The organism is Paenactinomyces guangxiensis, from assembly GCF_016055185.1.
GTDB lineage: Bacteria > Bacillota > Bacilli > Thermoactinomycetales > Thermoactinomycetaceae > Paenactinomyces > Paenactinomyces guangxiensis.
The window spans coordinates 31225-49470 of sequence record NZ_JAECVR010000003.1; the positions used below are offsets into that span (position 1 = coordinate 31225).

General features: G+C 46.5%; 14 protein-coding genes. 3 read left to right on the top strand and 11 right to left on the bottom strand.

Annotation, left to right across the window (positions count from 1 at the left end):
* Positions 1-274: 274 nt before the first annotated feature.
* The 8 genes from I8U27_RS04595 to I8U27_RS04630 form a co-directional block, all read right to left on the bottom strand.
* The gene (locus I8U27_RS04595) at positions 275-1312 is read right to left on the bottom strand and encodes an NAD-dependent epimerase/dehydratase family protein (protein ID WP_181751449.1); all 1038 of its coding nucleotides are present in this window, start codon (positions 1310-1312) and stop codon (positions 275-277) included.
* A 239-nt stretch (positions 1313-1551) separates the two neighbouring features.
* Positions 1552-2760 (bottom strand): ROK family transcriptional regulator, encoded by a 1209-nt coding sequence (locus I8U27_RS04600; RefSeq protein WP_232345249.1) that lies wholly within the window; start codon positions 2758-2760, stop codon positions 1552-1554.
* Between the two features lie 54 nt (positions 2761-2814).
* Positions 2815-3927: a M24 family metallopeptidase gene (locus I8U27_RS04605; RefSeq protein WP_181751450.1), complete on the bottom strand. Its 1113-nt coding sequence runs from the start codon at positions 3925-3927 to the stop codon at positions 2815-2817.
* A gap of 16 nt (positions 3928-3943) precedes the next feature.
* Positions 3944-4951, bottom strand: coding sequence for a UDP-glucose 4-epimerase GalE (gene galE, locus I8U27_RS04610; RefSeq protein ID WP_181751451.1), 1008 nt, complete (start codon positions 4949-4951; stop codon positions 3944-3946).
* Positions 4936-6126, bottom strand: a complete 1191-nt coding sequence (locus I8U27_RS04615) for a galactokinase (RefSeq protein WP_181751452.1) — start codon at positions 6124-6126, stop codon at positions 4936-4938. The genes galE and I8U27_RS04615 overlap by 16 nt, the downstream gene beginning before the upstream one ends.
* Positions 6098-7096: a galactose-1-phosphate uridylyltransferase gene (galT, locus tag I8U27_RS04620; protein WP_181751453.1), complete on the bottom strand. Its 999-nt coding sequence runs from the start codon at positions 7094-7096 to the stop codon at positions 6098-6100. The genes I8U27_RS04615 and galT overlap by 29 nt, the downstream gene beginning before the upstream one ends.
* 335 nt (positions 7097-7431) lie before the next feature.
* A complete protein-coding gene (locus tag I8U27_RS04625) occupies positions 7432-8787 on the bottom strand; it encodes a glucose-6-phosphate isomerase (RefSeq protein WP_181751454.1) in 1356 nt (451 codons plus the stop codon).
* Between the two features lie 205 nt (positions 8788-8992).
* The gene (locus I8U27_RS04630; RefSeq protein ID WP_181751455.1) at positions 8993-9562 is read right to left on the bottom strand and encodes a GDSL-type esterase/lipase family protein; all 570 of its coding nucleotides are present in this window, start codon (positions 9560-9562) and stop codon (positions 8993-8995) included.
* Between the two features lie 209 nt (positions 9563-9771).
* Between I8U27_RS04630 and I8U27_RS04635 the strand changes: the two genes are divergently transcribed.
* Positions 9772-10650, top strand: a complete 879-nt coding sequence (locus I8U27_RS04635; protein ID WP_181751456.1) for a DUF3153 domain-containing protein — start codon at positions 9772-9774, stop codon at positions 10648-10650.
* Positions 10651-10999: 349 nt separating this feature from the next.
* On the opposite strand, the gene dapF is transcribed toward I8U27_RS04635, so the two are convergent.
* Positions 11000-11839, bottom strand: a complete 840-nt coding sequence (gene dapF / locus I8U27_RS04640; protein ID WP_181751457.1) for a diaminopimelate epimerase — start codon at positions 11837-11839, stop codon at positions 11000-11002.
* A gap of 335 nt (positions 11840-12174) precedes the next feature.
* Positions 12175-14922, bottom strand: a complete 2748-nt coding sequence (locus I8U27_RS04645) for a calcium-translocating P-type ATPase, SERCA-type (protein ID WP_374057917.1) — start codon at positions 14920-14922, stop codon at positions 12175-12177.
* A 186-nt stretch (positions 14923-15108) separates the two neighbouring features.
* Between I8U27_RS04645 and I8U27_RS04650 the strand changes: the two genes are divergently transcribed.
* Together I8U27_RS04650 and I8U27_RS04655 are read left to right on the top strand one after the other, a co-directional pair.
* A complete protein-coding gene (locus I8U27_RS04650) occupies positions 15109-16833 on the top strand; it encodes an Rqc2 family fibronectin-binding protein (protein WP_181751459.1) in 1725 nt (574 codons plus the stop codon).
* A gap of 125 nt (positions 16834-16958) precedes the next feature.
* A complete protein-coding gene (locus tag I8U27_RS04655; RefSeq protein ID WP_181751460.1) occupies positions 16959-17453 on the top strand; it encodes a DinB family protein in 495 nt (164 codons plus the stop codon).
* A gap of 194 nt (positions 17454-17647) precedes the next feature.
* Here I8U27_RS04655 and I8U27_RS04660 read toward each other — a convergent pair whose 3' ends face one another.
* Positions 17648-18019 (bottom strand): EthD family reductase, encoded by a 372-nt coding sequence (locus I8U27_RS04660; protein ID WP_181751461.1) that lies wholly within the window; start codon positions 18017-18019, stop codon positions 17648-17650.
* Positions 18020-18246 lie beyond the last annotated feature (227 nt).

Consider the following 18246-nt stretch of genomic DNA (forward strand, 5'->3'; position numbering starts at 1 on the left):
CATAGTCATTATATAATTTCAAGTAGTCCGAAAATTATTTTTAATATTCATTCTCATAGACCCCTAGTTAAGTGAAAAAAAAACACTCTATTCTCTTTAAAAGAAAAGGAGTGTATCAATGATCTTAAATAATATCATTAAGTAGTTAAATTTATAGGATTCTTTTTTTAATATAATTATTTTTAAATATATAAAATTATTCTATACCCATAGATTATCGCTCATCGTCAAGTCTTATATGAAAGAAGGATTACTGACCGATTTTGGCGTGACTTCATTTTTCCTTCTGCTTCCACAGAATTAACAACTCCCGCTCCTGCTCTCGAGACACTCCTGTTTTCCATTCTCTTTTTTGCTCTTCCCGCAACCACTTGAGCAGATCGTCAACTGTTTCCGACAATGGACGAAAGACAAGCCCCTTTGCAACGGCCCGGGATGCATCCACCCGAAAAAAGCCGAGAAACGGCTTTTCCTCTTCCGTTAAACCTGTCCTCTCAGGCAACCACAACGGCAAATCTGTCCATGGCTGCACATGATTTTGCAATAAAAACTTTTCATCCACCCATGTGAAAAATGCATCACTTTCGCTCACCTGCTGGCATTCGGCTAAGAATTCCTTCATTGTCAAAGGTTTATCAGGTCCCGTGGCGTTGAAAATACCTGTTTGTCTTTGCTCAGCCATGTCTACTACCCAACGGGCCAGATCCCGGACATCGATAAATTGAATCGGTTGTTCCGGCCGGCCCGGAGCCAGGATTTCCCCTCCCTCTGCTACTCGCTGCACCCAGTAGGAGAAGCGGTCGGTATAATCATGAGGACCCACGATTAAACCGGCACGAACATGTAACACACGTCCGGGCATTTCTTTTTCTAGCAACTGCTCGCACAAAAATTTCATCGCCCCATAATGTTCCCCGTAGGGTCCGTAACCATGTTGCTCAAGATCTCTTACTTTTTCCGGCGGGAGAGTTGCAGCAGGAGTTTGTTCATCCACTCCGGGAGAACTGAGATCCTGGTAGACCGACTGACTGGAGATATAAGCATAATGCCCGGTTTTCCCCGACAAAAATTGTATGGAAGGCTTTATTGCCCAGGGAACAAACCCACAAGTATCAATAACCGAATCAAAGTTCCTGCCTCCCAGCCGTTCAATCTCTTTGACACGATCCCCATAAATCGTTTCAACCTGATCAAACAATCCACGATTTGTCAGCCCGCGATTAAACAGAGTAACTTCGTGGTTTCGCCTTAACGCCTCTTCCGTTATAAATCGTCCCAGAAACCGGGTTCCGCCGATTACAAGCATTTTCATCCATGTCTACCTCCATGTAAAGGATTTACCAATCAGGGCATTGATTGTAGGCCAGTTTTCACAAAAATTATTTATATCGTAAAAATATATTATTATGAAAATGTACTATTGTCAATAGTCCTGGTATAACATGCCGATCTGTTTCACTTCGTTTTTTGAAATAAAAAAACCGCTACCTGATTCCAGATAACGGGTGTACAAAGTAATATCCGCATCACTTGTAGATCCCGCATGTCCATTTATGAAGGAGCGGGGGTAAATAACTTTTTTAATACAAGGGTAAAAGCACCGATTACCGTTGCCTGTTTCCCCAGGTTGGAGGAAACGATGGACACTTGCCGGGCAGGTACTTCCAGGGAGCGTGCGTTCACTACCTCTTTCAACGGTTCCGTGATAAACGAACCGGCCCGGGAAACTCCTCCGTGCAAAATGATCCGTGAAGGGTTCAGGGTGTTGATCAAATTGGCTAAACCGATTCCCAGATAGCGCCCGGTCTCTTTTAATAATTCAATTGCCAGGGGGTCCCCTTTCCGAGCAGCCTGATAGATGATTTCCCCGGTCAGCTGTTCCAAGTCTCCGTGTACCATCTCTGACAATGTTGTTTCCTTGCCCGAATGAATCGCCTGTCTGGCCCGCAACACAAGGCCGGACCCGCTGGCAAACGCCTCTAAACAACCAATATTCCCACAGCTGCAGAGAGGGCCGTTGGCATCAATAGTTGTATGTCCAATTTCACCGGCTGAATAGGAGGTTCCGTGATAAAGCTGATGATCGATCATAATTCCGGCACCAACCCCTGTTCCAACATTTACACAGATGAAATTGGACAGATTCCGCCCTTGTCCAAACCAGCTTTCTCCGAGAGCGATCGCCCGTACATCGTTTTCTACTTCAACAGAAATTTTAAATTCTTGTTCAAGAAATTCTTTAATCGGAATTTGCCGCAATTTCAGATGGGGAGCATAGACGGATTCCCCTTTTTGCGGATCGACCAGTCCGTGCATGCCCACTCCGATTCCCAGAACGGGCTGGTTGTCTGCTTCAGCCAACTTTAAACAGTCTCCCACAAGGCTCTTAAGTGTTTGCAAGAACTCTTCCATCGTGGGGAAAGGCGGAACCTTGCTCCCCAGCTGATGGATGATCTTTCCATCCAGGTTGGCAATGGCGGCATTTATTTTTTTCGCCCGTGCGTACACTCCCACTACGTAAAACCGGGAAGAGTTGATTCTCAACATGATGGGTTTGCGGCCGCCTGTGGAAACTCCCAGGTCACTTTCCACTATAAGCTGTGATTCCAGCAGTTCTGCGACGATATTGGTAACCGTCGGAGGGGTTAATTTCGTCATTTTGGCAATTTCCGCCCGGGAAATCGGACCATGGAGGCGAACCATATTTAGGATTGTTGACTTATTGAGAGACTTCATCCATTGAAAACTGCCTGTTTGCAAGCCTGAGACCTCCTTTCCTTTCCGGGAATTTGCCCATTCATTCACTGCACATTGCTACCGAATAAGGATATCGGGACGTTTAAATTCTTGTCCATCCTTTTTAATTGTAATATATATCCACTCATCGGTGTGAGTAAGAATTTCATTGTGTTCTTCTTTGACTAAGATGGTATCCTCTGATTTTAAACCACGAATGGAAGGATTCCATGCAAATGCCTGGTTTAGTTGAACCACTCCTTCACAATCCGGCGTCGCCAAAAATTCGCGCGTCGCATATCCGGTTGGCCCGCCCTGATGCAAATAGTGCCAATCTTCTCCATGACCGGCTTCTTGATAAGCCCGGATTCCTGATTGAAATACCTGTTTAATCTCTGTGCCTGGGCGGGTAGCGCTATTCATCGCCACATCAATCTGTGCCAATTTGTATCGATTTTCGCTCAACTCCGGGGACAAGGGACCGAAGTGGACAAAACGGGTCATGTTGGCGATCAGTCCGCTCTGCTCTGCGCACAATACCAGCATCGCATATGTTTGCAAGCGCTTCGATGTAGGGATCGGATGGCGAAAGCGGTAGATCCTTTCATCGGTGGCTACAAGCATGACAACAGGCCGCATCCCTCTGGTAAAAACTTTTTTCGCCAGTGTAGCCTGAATCTCAAATTCAGTCATATCGGGTTCAATTTCCCGGCAGGTTGACTCCAGGGCTTTTGCTGCGTTTAAACAGATGTTCCGGTATCTGGCCGCTTCCTCATCCGTGAGGGCATAACTTAGCCGGGCGATCTCTCTATCCAGACAGATCCCCTGATCCAGCCCTATTAATTCCGGAGAAACATCAGTGGCAATTTTTTTACCCCGGCACAGATGCTGAATTGTTTTTTCTCTACCTTCGATCCATTCGGAAACCACCATTTCAAAACCTAAACCGTCCAGCTCCTCACTCGCAATTCGCTCCGCTTCCATCCGGGTGGTAATACAGATAGCGCGGTTTTGAGTGATCAGCAGATCAGCCACACCCTGCTCGGTATTTAACTCAATATGATTGGCCTTTCCACAGGTCAGCCAGGAAAAGTTTCGTTTTTTACACAATAAAACACCGTCCAACCCCTTCTGGCCAAGCCAGTGCCGAATTCGGTCCAGCTTCTGATTCACCCATTTTTGTTCACTCATGCAGTTTCTCCCCCTGTTATTTTTTAGTAAGAACTGTAACATCCTGATAGCCATCCGGGTGGGATTGATGCCATTCCCAGGCACTTCGGATGATCTCCTCCAGCTTTTCATATTGCGGATGCCATCCCAATTCACGTTTCGCTTTGCCGGAAGATGCAATTAATACGGCAGGGTCACCTCCCCGGCGCGGGACCATAATAGCAGGAATCGCATGCCCGGTCACTTTTCTGGCGGTGTCGATCACTTCTTTAACCGAATAACCGTTCCCATTGCCTAAATTATAAATAGCACTCCCTTTCCCCCGGCGCAAGTGATCAACGGCCAGCCAATGTGCTTGTGCCAGATCCGTTACGTGAATATAATCACGGATACAAGTTCCATCCGGAGTGGGATAATCGTCACCAAAAATGGAAATGGCCTCTCTTTTTCCAAGAGCCACCTGTAAAACTAAAGGGATTAAATGGGTTTCGGGATCATGGTCTTCTCCGATATGGCCCTTTGGATGCGCTCCTGCGGCGTTGAAGTAACGAAGGGAGATATACTCCAATCCGTATGCTTTTTCAGACCACTCCATCATTTTTTCAATCACCCGTTTGGTTTCTCCGTAAGGACTGGCTGGTCTGGTCGGGGAGTGTTCCTCAATCGGTACTTGTTCAGGTTCGCCATAAACGGCTGCTGTGGACGAAAAGACGATTTTCTTGACCCCGTGTTCAACCATTGCAGTAAGAAGCCGTTGTGCTGACACAACATTGTTGTCATAGTACTTCAGCGGATCCTGGACGCTTTCTCCAACTAATGAATCAGCAGCAAAGTGAAGAACCGCATCCACTTCATGTTCACTGAAAATGCGTTTCAGCAGGTCCTGGTCCCTCACATCCCCCTGATAGAATGGTTCAGCCAGAACTGCCGCATGATGCCCTTTTTTCAATGAATCGAGAATGATCACTTTTTCTCCGCGGTCCAATAATTCGGCCACGGTATGGCTGCCGATATACCCGGCTCCGCCCGTTACCAAGATCGCCATCCCGCATCCCCCTCGCTTAATTCTCTTGCGCCCGCACCGATCTCGGCGACATAAAATGCCGGAGCCAATCCTGTCTCCCGGCTGTAACCCACCTGAACCTGCTGTCGGAATAAATTCAGGACATCCTGATGAACCAGACTGACTGTGCATCCCCCAAATCCTGCCCCGGTCATGCGTGAACCAATACATCCTTCCGTTTGACGGGCAAGGTCTGCCAGTGTATCTAATTCATGGCCTGTCACTTCATATAAATCACGCAAAGATTGGTGAGACTGGTTCATCAATTGCCCAAAACGACTCAGATCCCCCGCCCGCAATGCTTTTGACGATTGCCGCACTCTGTCATTCTCCTTCACCACATGTTCGACCCGTTTCGCAATTGTTGGATCAGTAATCGCATGGCGTACTTGTTCCCATTCCTTCAGCGTTACCTGCCCCAGACACTCCGGTCCGGCCAAATAAGGGGACATCATACGAAATCCTTCTTCCACTTCCGCCCGGCGCTCGTTATACTTAGACTCAGCCAGGTTGCGAGGCTTGTTCGTATTGGTAATCACAAGCTTATATTCTCTCAGATCCAAATTTGTATATGAATATTGCAAATTCTGGCAATTTAATAAAATCGCATGCTTTTCCTTTCCCATCCCGACAGCAAATTGATCCATAATTCCACAGTTAACTCCTACAAACTGATTCTCTGCCTGTTGAGCGATTTGAACCAGTTCAATCATCGAAAATCCGGTCTGATAAATCAGATTCAAAGCGACAGCCGTCACTAGTTCGATGGAAGCCGAAGAAGATAAACCAGCTCCGGTGGGAATATTTCCGTCATATAAGATATCTAACCCCTGCAGGGGTACTCCTTTATTGATAAATCCTTTCAACACACCCTTGGGGTAATTGGCCCAACTGTCTTCATCATGGTACGTGATATCATCAGCATGGCATTCAAACCGGCCGGCAAAAGAAGTAGAGGCAAAGCGAAACAGCCTGTCATTTCTCACCCGAACCCTGGCCCATGTACCAAAGCTGAGTGCTGCCGGGAAAACCCATCCGCCAGTATAGTCCGTATGCTCTCCAATCAGGTTCACCCGGCCGGGAGCAAAAAAGAGTCTCGTTTCCCAGGCGCCTTTTCCGAAGATCTTTTCAAACAGTTGCCGGGTCAAGTTTTTCATTCCCTTCTTTCTCCAGATAACGCTTATAAGCTTCGCGCAGGTGCCCGGCAGTTTCTTCCACGGAATGTGGATTACAGGCAGCCCAGGCCCCCATCTCGGAGGAAGCGTAATATTTGATGCGGTTCCGTTCTCTGAGCGGAGGATAAAACTCAATATGAAACCGATAGTAATCTTCAACCTTTTCTCCGTTAACCGGACGCTGGTGCAGTACCATCATATAGGGGAACTGCCGGTCAAACAAATGATCCATCGCACCCGTCATCTCTTTTAAGATTTCTGCCAAACTGCGCTTTTCACGGCTGGTAAAATCACTGAGAGCGGTTTTCCCGCTTTTACTGACAATAAAAAGACCGTAAGGATAATCAGTGAAAAAGGGGATAAAGGCGATAAAATGTTTATTTTGGGTGATGACCCGCTGTTTAAAACGTAATTCTTCGCGGATTATCTCTTCAAACAGATTTTTGCCAGTCTTTCTAAAATACTTTTTACAGTTAGCCAGCTCAGTGCGAATTTTGAGGGGCATCCGGGAATAAGCATAAATCTGCCCATGCGGATGGGGCATGGTTACTCCGCATTCCTCACCCCGATTTTCAAAGATCATCACGTATTGATGCTCAGGGTTTTTACTCAATTCCACAAACCGCTCCGTCCACAAATCAACCAGTTTTTCGATATGATCCACGGAAAGCTCGGGCAGGGTCTTTGTATGCTCAGAAGAATATAAAATCACTTCGCATTTCCCGTAAGCCTTTTTAACCTGATACAGTTCGGAACCGACCGGGTCCGGTTCAGGCGGTTCTTCCATTAACGTTGGAAAATCATTATCATATTTATAAACATCATAATGGTCAGGAACTTTGCCCGAGCCCGGACAGAATGGACAGAAATCTTTTGGCAGATTGGGACGATGCTGCCGGTTTGAGGCAACCATTGTCCAATCATCCAGTAATGGATTGTATCTTAATTCCACTTGATATCCCCTCTATCTTAAATTATTTAATTATGTATCATCTTAATATTAAATCGTTTTCCTCTCCTTGTAAACCGGTTATTGCCAATGAATCTCAAGGAAAAATTAGAACATTTCATATTTATTGCCAATATTCTGGTATAATCAATTTAGTTTTGTTCTTACCGGAGTATGTCACCAAAAATCATATTGAACCCATCAATCATGGAGGGACCAACTATGAAATAAAGATTACCGGCGCTGGATCCGTCCCTCTCCTTGTGCTGGGACTGGTCCGGTAATGGATCAAAATAGGCAGGAAATCCAACTCCCTGCCTCTATCTGCTTGTATTGATTTATGGGTTCAGGCGTTTCAGCAATTGTTCTCTTTCCGCATCAAATCCCGGCTTTCCTAGCAGTGCAAACATATTTTTCTTATATGCCTCTACTCCCGGCTGGTCAAACGGGTTGACTCCCAGCAGGTATCCGCTGATTCCGCAAGCTTTTTCAAAAAAGTAAACCAACTGTCCGAACGTATGGGGAGAAAGTTCTTTCACTTTGACTGACAAATTGGGGACACCGCCATCCGTATGGGCGAGCATCGTACCTTCAAAAGCTTTGGTGTTAACAAAGTCCAGATCTTTCCCGGCCAGATAGTTAAGTCCGTCTAAGTCCGCGGGTTCCGGCCGGATCGTGACTTGTTTTTGGGAGCGCTCGACAAACACAACCGTTTCAAAGATATTGCGTAATCCCTCTTGAATGTATTGCCCCATTGAATGCAGATCGGTGGTAAAATTAACGGATGCCGGGAAGATTCCTTTTTGATCTTTGCCTTCACTTTCGCCAAATAACTGTTTCCACCATTCGGAGAAATAATGGAGAGCCGGATCATAGTTAACCAGCAATTCTGTTGTTTTTCCCTTCCGATAAAGGGCATTGCGCACCGCAGCATACTGGTAGCTCGGATTTTCGCTCAATCCGGGAAGGCGATAGGCTTGAGAAGCTGCCCGAGCCCCTGCCATCATCTCATCAATATCGATCCCGGCTGCAGCGATTGGCAATAAACCCACAGCAGTGAGAACGGAATACCGCCCTCCCACATCATCGGGGATGACAAAGGTTTCATATCCTTCTTCGTCAGCCAGCTTTTTAAGTGCCCCTTTCTCTCTGTCCGTGGTGGCATAAATGCGGCGGCGAGCCTCTTCTTTACCATAACGCTTCTCCATGTAATCGCGAAAAATCCGGAAGGCGATGGCTGGTTCGGTAGTGGTACCCGACTTGGAAATAACATTTATACTAAAATCTTTATCTTCAAGCAAGTCGAGCAAGTTGGCTGTATAGTTGGAGCTGATATGATTTCCGGCAAAGTAAATCACCGGCGTTTTGCGTTTTGTCTTTGGAAGTTGATTGTAGAAGGAATGAGTCAGCATCTCGATGGCGGCACGCGCTCCCAGATAAGATCCTCCTATTCCGATCACAATCAGGGCATCTGAATCGGACTGAATCTTCTGAGCTGCTTTTTTGATGCGGGCAAATTCCTCCTGGTCATATTGGGACGGGAGATCGATCCAGCCCAGAAAATCAGATCCTGAACCTGTTTTGTTATGTAACATATCATGCGCCAGGCGTACCGCGGGCTCTAATTGTGCCACTTCATGTTCCTGCAGAAACTCTTTTGCATTGGAATAGTCAAATTGGATATCGTTGCTCATAATTCCCTCCGTCATGGCGCTGCAAACAAGCACCGTAAAATGTAATAGGCATCTCAAAAAGCATTCACCCATCGAGGTTAAACATCATTTTAAACCAATTAAATCACGATTTCAAAGTAACAGGTTTTTTTCTGTCAAAGAATGAACCTTTTTGAGGAGAATGTGATTGAAAAGACAATCTCCATTTTCCAAGTCCATCCTGTTGCTAATTAACCTCCTGAATTGACTTAATTTTTGCTGTAATGATGTGAGAAAGAAAAACATAGCCTTGTTCGCTGATATGAAGCCCGTCCTCCACCAGCAACTCACTATAATCAGGTAAATCTTTCATTTCCGTAAACAGATCGATAAAATGGCTGCCCGTCTCCCGGGCTACTTTTTGCACAATTTGTGCATACTTTGCCAGGGTGGCATTATCCCGGTTATTGATCTGGGCAGCCTCTACAACCGGGGGCGGACTGATTAAAATCGTTTTTTCAGGTGAAAGTTGTTCAACGATCAATCGCAGATTTTTTTCGTACTCTTCCAATGATACATCCCGATTTCGAGCCGAATCGTTAGAGCCAAACAGGACGGTAACGAGTGAAGGATAGTAATCTGCAACATCTTTTTTAATTCGGGCTAAGGCGTCCCGGGTGGTTTCACCGGATATTCCTGCGTTGATCACTTTCCAGCCGTTTAATGAATCGGCAATCCGGGGAGTTAATCGAGGGGTTCCATTTGCATCATATGAATCCGCAGTATTACTGTCTCCAAAGCAAACAAGTGTTGGCATCTGATCATCTCCTGTGCAAATATTATATAATTCCAAAAAAAGGGTTGTTTCTATTGTAAGGATTCAATATAAGAAGCGTCAATAAGACTGATTTACGAATGCGCAAACCCAGTACAGCCGGCAGGGGCTAAACTATCTTATCTCCTGACCATGATTTTGTTTTATACTAGTAGAGAAAAAAAGGTACTTTTTAAAGGAGTTAGTTCGCAATGAAAAAAAAGAAAACAGTTAAGATTCTGCTTGTCGCAATAGCGATGGCATTGATCCTGACCGGCTGTGTAGACGCTCATATGCATGTGACGATTAACCTGGACGGCTCCGGTACATACGAGGTAAAAATTCTTTCCAATAAGATGATTGCCTCCCAATTTGATGATTTAAAACAGCGTCTCGCACAGTATGGTTATCAGGTGAAAGAGCTGGATGAAGGCAATAAGAAAGGGTGGGTTGCCACCAAAATTGTGGACAATGTGGTTGAAGAACCACCAGGCAAGGAATTTCAAGATGGAGCCAATGCGGCGCTGGAGTTCTTCAGCAAGCGGACAGCATCAGCCAACACAACGGATCTGCAGTACGCCACTCCTTCCATCTCCGGATTGGGAAAAGAGTTTAAAGTGGAAAACAGCTTATTTACTACTACTTTGATCTTCGATACAAACGTTGATTTGACTGACCTAAACGAAGGGTCAGATACTTTGGGCAGTCTGAATCAGATGATCTTAGATCAGATAAACCTCAACTTTATTCTGACTCTCCCGGTAGAAGTGGATAAGCATAATGCCACCTCTGTCTCGGATGATGGTAAAACGCTTACCTGGAAGATCAAACCCGGCGAGAAAAATCCGATCTATATGGCGATTGATATTCCTAACTTTCTTACCTGGGGGATTATCATCGTTCTCGGGATCATTGTACTTATCATCGTGATCATCGTGTTGGTCAGCCGCAGAAAGAAAAAGAAGCGGTCCGATGATGACAATCGTTTCCCACCCGGCAGCGGTGATTCTCATCAACCCACAACAGCCTTTACATCACCGTCCAACCATTCCGACTCTTCCTCTTCACCCGATTCATTCAGATGGGATTAAGATTGTACATGTTCCTGCCTGCGCAAAGAGGCTGGCCATTATGTTCAGCCTCTTTGCTTTGTTTTGCGTTTTTCAAAAAAGTTAATTTTCTTTTGGTATGAGTTCTGTGACTAATTCCTGCAAAAAAATGGGTCAATCGAGATAGGCGCGATATCATGCTATTTACTTCTTGTGCGGCGGAATCAGGCAAAAAAACATTCCCTGCAATTAATGGATCACCGTCACTGTTTTTTTATATGGATATTGGACAGATCAGGCCCTGATCAGAGCCGTCCCTGCCCAATCCCCTTTTTAGCAGCAAAGCTCTTTTTCCTGTCGGTCACCGGTTGCCCGTTCCGTCCGAAAATGTTTAGCTCTCATCCCATTTCCCTTCAAATACAAATGTTGCCGGTCCGGTCATGTATACATGGTTATCGTCAGCATTCCAGTCAATGTGAAGATCGCCGCCTTTAAGGTGGACGGTGGCTTGACGGGAGCATTTTCCCCGGAGCACTCCGGCCACCACCACAGCACAGGCACCTGAACCGCAGGCCATGGTTTGCCCCACTCCCCGCTCCCATACTCTCATGGTGATCTCTCCAGGGGAGTGAATGGTGATAAACTCTACATTTGCTTTGCGCGGGAACAGTTCATGGTTTTCCAGCAGAGGCCCCCATGTCTCAACCGGGAAGGAGACTGCATCTTCCACTTCAATGACCACGTGTGGATTCCCCATGGAGACACCGGTAAAGTGAAAGGTTTTTCCTTCAGTTTGAACCTTTTGATTCACCACTTTATCTGCTGTCACGTTGATCGGGATTTGCGCCGGATTGAGGATAGGTTCATCCATGTCAACACACACCTGAGAGACTTCACCCTGATCCACCCGGTTCCAAACCATCTGTATACCTCTTTTGGTTTCAATGGTGATTGCCTCTTTTTTCGCTGAAATCCGTTCATAGTAATACTTCGCCACACAGCGGACGGCATTGCCACACTGATCAGCCACCGTTCCGTCGGCATTGATAATGCGCATCGCAATATCTGCATGGTCGGAAGGGTACACCCAGACCAGCCCGTCAGCTCCGACTCCTGTATGTCTGTCACACATTTGCATGGCTAAACGGGAGCTTTCGCTGTCCGGCGGCTCAGTATTTCGATAAATAAGAATAAAATCGTTCCCTAAGCCGTGCATCTTCGTAAATCGCATTGTCTGTCCTCTTTTCTGTAAAAATGTGTACCAGTGGGGGGAAGACAGAATTCTGTCTCGCTCCAGATCGGCACCCTGCAAGGAGGTAAAAGTGGCCGCTCCAAAAACTCCACAAGGGGCTCGGCAAAAAGCAGGGAAGTAGATTCAATGAAAAGTTGCCTCGCATTTTCCCTTGTTCCGTTTTTTCCGCTCGATCGGGCGCCAAAAGGTCGCTCCCCAGATTTCTGCTTCCCCGGCGTGCTTTCATCCCCAGGGTTGTGTCGCTCAGGTCATGGGTTTTCTGTGAAAATGCTTTTGTCAGTCCGAAGGCCGGGCCAGTCATCCGTTTTCCCGCCTTACCCCTGCACTGCTTTTTTCAGACTGGCCGGCCGGATTTGATCCAGGAGTCCTGCTATCAATACGGGCAAGGTAGATGTAACCAACACCAGAATCCACTCTCTAAAGCCGAGGGGAACCGTGTGGAAAATCGGCTGCAACGGCGGATAGTAGATCACTCCCAACAGCAGGAGCGCGGAAGAGATCACCGCCAGTACCAACGCTCTATTGTCAAATGGAGTACGGTTAAAAATCGAGCCGGTTGAGCGGCAGTCAAATACATAAATCAATTGGGCGAAAACCAGAGTCGAAAAAGCAACGGTTTGCGCTTTGACGAGGTCATCGGGAAATTCACTATAAGTAACCCAGAAAGCGGCTAAAGAACAAAGGCCGATCAGCAAGCCGCGGGTGACAATCTTCCATCCCACGCCTCGGGCAAAGACACTTTCCCGGCTGTTCCGCGGGGGCCGGTCCATGCTGTTTACCTGTGCCGGGTCTACTCCTAGCGCCATTGCGGGCAATCCGTCCGTCACCAGATTGACCCACAAGATTTGTATCGGGACCAGAGGCAAAGGAAGCCCGGCCAGCATAGCGAGGAACATGACCAATATCTCCCCCACATTACTGGCTAACAGGTAACTGATAAACTTACGGATATTATCATAAATGCTTCTTCCTTCTTCAATCGCGGCAACAATCGTTGCAAAGTTATCATCTGCCAGGACGAGAGAAGAAGCTTCTTTTGACACATCTGTACCGGAAATGCCCATTGCGATTCCAATATCCGCCGCTTTAATCGCCGGGGCATCATTGACCCCGTCTCCGGTCATAGCCACTACATGTCCTGTCTTTTGCAAAGCCTTCACGATCCGCAATTTGTGTTCTGGCGAAACGCGGGCGTACACGTCGATATCATTTACTTTTTTCAGAAATTCCTCATCGTTCATATTGTAAAGATCCCGCCCGTTCAATGTCAATCCGCCGGGGCGCAGGATCCCCAGTTCTGTGGCAATCGCCATCGCTGTTGCCTGGTGGTCTCCGGTAATCATGGCTGTTTTAATCCCGGCCCGGTGGCAGATACGAATCGCCTCTTTCACTTCCTCCCTCGGCGGATCAATCATCCCTGCCAAACCGACAAATGTCAGCTGGCTCTCCGCGGAAAGATCACTGTGAACATCCCTTTCTTTACCCGTGATCTCCCGATACGCGAAAGCGAGGTTACGGAGAGCCATTCCGGCAAACTCTTCATTCAGCCTGAGGATTTCCGCACGCAGGGAATCGGTAAGCGGCACAGTTTTTTCCTGGTAAACGATCCGGGTACACTTGGCCAGCAAAATATCCGGAGCCCCTTTGGTATATAGCACTTGCCGGCCGTCTTTTCTTTCCAGCAACACAGACATCATCTTTCGTTCTGAGTCAAACGGAAACTCCTTTACCCGTTTCCATTCCTCACTGAGGTATTCTGACGTAAGACCCGCTTTGGCACCTGCAACCAGCAAAGCCCCTTCAGTAGGGTCCCCGTCAATCAACCAGTTCACCTGTTTTTTTATTTTCAGAAGACCCCCTTTTTCTTTCTCCTGAAGCAAAGAGGCGTTATTACAGAGGACGGAAATCTCCAAAATCCTGCGCAGGGGTTGGAAATCAGACGGATTTATTTCCCTTCCCTGACAGGCAAACGCGCCCTCGGGAATGTATCCGTTTCCTGATACTGTTACTTTCCGTCCGTCAGCCCAGATGCGGGTAACCATCATTTTATTCTGTGTCAATGTCCCCGTCTTATCGGAACAGATCACTGTTGCACAGCCAAGTGTTTCCACAGACGGCAGTTTACGCACAATCGCTTTGCGTTTAATCATGCGCTGGACGCCGAGTGCCAATGCAATTGTAACAATCGCCGGAAGCCCTTCAGGAATAGCTGCCACCGCTAAACTGACCCCGGCCAGGAACATTTTGTACACATCGTGGCCGTGCAAAATCCCTGTGATCACAACAACCGCAGTCAGGATTAAGGCGACGACAATCAATACCTTCCCCAGTTGTTCCAGACGGCGTTGCAGCGGGGTTTCCGCTGTATCCGTACTTTCGATCAAATGGGCGATTTTCCCCATCTCTGTATCCATTCCTGTATGTACAACCACTCCCACTCCTTTTCCGCGAACAGCCATTGTCCCCATATAACCCATATTTTTACGGTCACCCAAGGAAACATCCTGCCGGGGCAATCGAGCCGGGTTTTTGGCAACCGGAACAGATTCACCAGTAAGGGCAGACTCCTCCACATACAGATTTTCCGTTTTGAGAAAACGAACATCGGCAGGGAGACGGTCCCCGCTTTCCATATGGACAATATCCCCCGGAACCAGCTTTGATGCATCAAGACGCAACCATTTTCCATTTCTCAGCACCCGCGCCGTAGGGGCAGATAATTTTTTCAGCGCGGACAATGATTTTTCCGCACGAACTTCCTGTACAAAGCCCAGGATGGCATTGAGCAACACAATGGCAATAATCGCAATGGCATCTGTATACTCACCCAGAAGCCCGGAGATTAGTGTGGCAGCCAGTAAAACCAGTACCATAAAATCTTTAAACTGATCGACAAACAAGGCGAGCAAAGATATTTTTTCTCCTTCGGAGAGTTGATTGGTCCCCACCTGTTTGAGACGCTTCTGTGCTTCTTCCTCACTTAAGCCGACAGAGGGGTCCACCCGAAAATGAGCGGTAACCTTTTCCGCCTCCCAGTCAATCCAACGAGCTGAATCCGACAAGTTTCTTTCCTCCCTTTGTCCCAACTGTCTGTTGTAAATGTATTCAGACGAGCCTGCAAACATGCGAGAAAGAAACTGCCAGGAAAAAAGACGGACTGTCTCAATTCCGCAAACTGCCCCTTTTGGTGTAAGATGAATGAGTGGAAAATGCTTTAAATCGTTACTTAGAAAAGGATGAAATAAATTATGTCATTTGATGGAATTGTCACCCGTGCCATCGTGCGTGAACTTGACCAAACATGTACCGGCGGACGGATTACGAAAATATATCAGCCGAGTGATCTTGAGCTTATTCTTCATATTCGTTTCCGCGGCCAAAACCATAAATTGCTCCTATCTGCCCATCCTGCCTACCCGCGGGTACAGCTCACTGATACACCTGCAGATAATCCCAAAGAGCCGCCCATGTTTTGCATGCTTTTACGTAAACACGGGGAAGGGGCCATTATTCAATCAATTCAACAAGTCGGTCTGGAACGAATCATTCATCTTGACTTTCTCACCCGTAATGATCTCGGCGATGAAGTCCCGCGCAGACTGGTAATTGAAATTATGGGGCGGCATAGCAATATTATTCTTGTCAATCCCGAAACAGGAGCCATTTTTGACGGTATTCGGCGGGTCACCCATGCAATCAGCCAGTATCGGCAAGTCTTGCCGGGAATCACTTACATGGCGCCCCCGAAACAAAACAAGCTGAATCCCATGGAAGTGGATCCAAAGACATTTATCGCCGGATTCGACTACAATAGCGGCCGTCTGGATAAACAGATCATGAATCGCTTTACAGGTATCGGCCCTCTGGTGGCCAGAGAAATTGTTCATCAGGCCGGCCTGGGCAGCCGGGAGCGATTGTGGGAGTCCTTTCATGATGTGATCACCAAAGTTCGCCTGCATCAATACCAGCCGTCAATCATCCGGAGTAAAGGCAAAAGTGTTTTCTCCGTCTGGCCGCTCACCCATTTGAAAGGAGAAATCCGAACCTTTGCATCAATGAGTGACTGCCTGGAAACCTTCTTTCGTGGCAAAGCCGAACGGGACCGTGTCCGGCAACAGACACATGACCTTATCCGGAAGCTGAAAAATGAGATTGAGAAAAACCGGAAAAAAATAGACATCTTAAGCAAAGAATTAGCTGAATCGGAGCGTGCGGAAGAGTACCGTATCCGCGGCGAACTGCTCACCGCCTATCTCCACCAGATTCGCCGCGGGGATCAAGAGGTACAGGTGACCAATTATTACGACCCGGAAAGTCCGCAATTAACGATCCGATTGGATCCGACATTAACTCCTTCCGAAAATGCGCAGCGCTATTTTAAAAAGTATAACAAGATGAAAGCTGCTAAAAAATGGAATATCGAACAGATTCAAAGAGCCGGAGAAGAAAATCAGTATTTGGAATCCGTGCTGGTACAGTTGGAAAACTCCTCACTCCGTGAAGTAGAACAGATTCGGGAAGAATTAGAGGAAGAAGGCTGGCTCAAGGCCCGTCCGCAAAAGCATAGGCGCAAGAAAAAAGGAATCCCTTCGCCCACGACCGTTTATTCCTCAGACGGTACAATTATTTTAGTGGGCAGAAACAATAAGCAGAATGATTATCTTACTCACCAGCTGGCATCACCGACCGATACCTGGCTGCACACCAAAGACATACCGGGTTCGCACGTGGTTATACGGACCAGGAACGTTAGTGAAACCACTCTTAAAGAGGCAGCCATGCTTTCCGCTTATTTCAGCAAAGCCCGCGATTCCAGCCAGGTACCCGTTGACTTCACTTTAATTAAACATGTAAAAAAACCGTCAGGTGCCCGTCCCGGATTTGTTATCTACGAAAATCAACAAACTTTGTTTGTCACTCCTGACGAAGAGGTCATACAGGAATTGTTAAACAGAAAGAATCTGGAAGAATAAGGAGAGGCAACCCCGGCATTTAAACCATCACAAAAGATCCGCAAAAATGAAAGCGAAGAAAGTAGAAGGAGCTGATGTTGAAATTGGAGAATTCAGTAGAGGACACTACCGAGGAGGGGAAAAGGATGCTCGAAATGACAAAAGTTCGTGAGGAATTGTGGGATGCTGTCTCCGGCTTGTCTGACGAGGAGTTAAACCAGCGGGTATCAGCGGAGAAGTGGACCATTGCCCAGGTTTTAGAGCATCTGTATCTGGTGGAGAGAGCGGTCGCTTCACAAATAAAACATGGTTTATATGATGAAAGTGACCAGCCGTATGAAGTGAAACCCATTGACAGGGTTTTGAATCGCTCTGTCAAAATAAAGGTACCCAATCCCGCCCTGGAACCGAAAACCAACTTTCAGTCCCTGGAAAGCTTAAAAGTAAAACTGGATAAGTCCCGCCACCAACTGCTTGAAGCAATGGAAAACCTTGACCCCGAACTGTCGGAAAAGAGAGCCCTCCCCCACCCGGGCTTTGGGCGCTTAAGCATAAAGCAATGGACCGAATTCATTCCTTTGCATGAAAAAAGACATATCCATCAGATCAAGGAAACGAGAAAAGAATTGAAATTGCCCTAAAAAAGGAAGAAAACTCTCCCCCCCATCCGCACAGACAGAGCCGGAGGGCACAAAATGGTTTATCTGTCACCAAGCATAAGATTCAAATTTAATAATTTGGAAAAATACACCTTTCCAACATCCCTTTCATCTGCTGAGATCTTGTGTAAAACCTGATTTCATATACAAAACCCGGCTGTATTTACTGGCTGGGTTTATTTTAGGATCCTAAGATGATTGCCGGGGGAATATTTATCTTTGGTAAGTGTAAAAGTTTCGCCAATCATTACATTAATGATCGGGGTCGCAAATTGCAGCACATGTGCAACCGCTTCCTGCCCTTCCGGAGATAACATAGCCTGCTGAAAGTTCTCGGCATCTTTAAAAATCAGGTCTACTTGTAAATAGTACGGAGGCGTAAAGTCACCGCCCTGCAATGCCAGTAAAGGTGATGAGGATAACCGTGTGAACTCGGCTTTTTGCAAGCCTGGTATTTTCATGATTTTAGGTACATGCTCATTAAAATAGATATCATCAAACGCTTCAGGGTCCTCAGGCTGGCTAAATAAAACAAGCATTTTAACCATTCTTTCCCCTCTTTCCAGTTGTGTGCTAAAACTATTTTAATAATTCTCTATTAAAGTGTGTTTCACCTACTTCTAAATGAAATTTTTTGTAGCATAATTATTAACTTTTGTTTTCATACAGTAATTAACCCGTTACAACAGAATAAGCTATGATAATATTCTCTTCGCAATAAAACTACAATTATCATATCTATTAAGTTTAGAACTTAAACTAACCAGATGAGGAG

Coding starts and splice junctions, on each gene's coding strand:
- I8U27_RS04595 (WP_181751449.1), bottom strand. CDS start 1,312: ATGAAAATGCTTGTAATCGGCGGAACCCGGTTTCTGGGACGATTTATA.
- I8U27_RS04605 (WP_181751450.1), bottom strand. CDS start 3,927: ATGAGTGAACAAAAATGGGTGAATCAGAAGCTGGACCGAATTCGGCAC.
- galE (WP_181751451.1), bottom strand. CDS start 4,951: ATGGCGATCTTGGTAACGGGCGGAGCCGGGTATATCGGCAGCCATACC.
- I8U27_RS04615 (WP_181751452.1), bottom strand. CDS start 6,126: ATGAAAAACTTGACCCGGCAACTGTTTGAAAAGATCTTCGGAAAAGGC.
- I8U27_RS04625 (WP_181751454.1), bottom strand. CDS start 8,787: ATGAGCAACGATATCCAATTTGACTATTCCAATGCAAAAGAGTTTCTG.
- I8U27_RS04630 (WP_181751455.1), bottom strand. CDS start 9,562: ATGCCAACACTTGTTTGCTTTGGAGACAGTAATACTGCGGATTCATAT.
- I8U27_RS04635 (WP_181751456.1), top strand. CDS start 9,772: ATGAAAAAAAAGAAAACAGTTAAGATTCTGCTTGTCGCAATAGCGATG.
- dapF (WP_181751457.1), bottom strand. CDS start 11,839: ATGCGATTTACGAAGATGCACGGCTTAGGGAACGATTTTATTCTTATT.
- I8U27_RS04650 (WP_181751459.1), top strand. CDS start 15,109: ATGTCATTTGATGGAATTGTCACCCGTGCCATCGTGCGTGAACTTGAC.
- I8U27_RS04655 (WP_181751460.1), top strand. CDS start 16,959: ATGCTCGAAATGACAAAAGTTCGTGAGGAATTGTGGGATGCTGTCTCC.
- I8U27_RS04660 (WP_181751461.1), bottom strand. CDS start 18,019: ATGGTTAAAATGCTTGTTTTATTTAGCCAGCCTGAGGACCCTGAAGCG.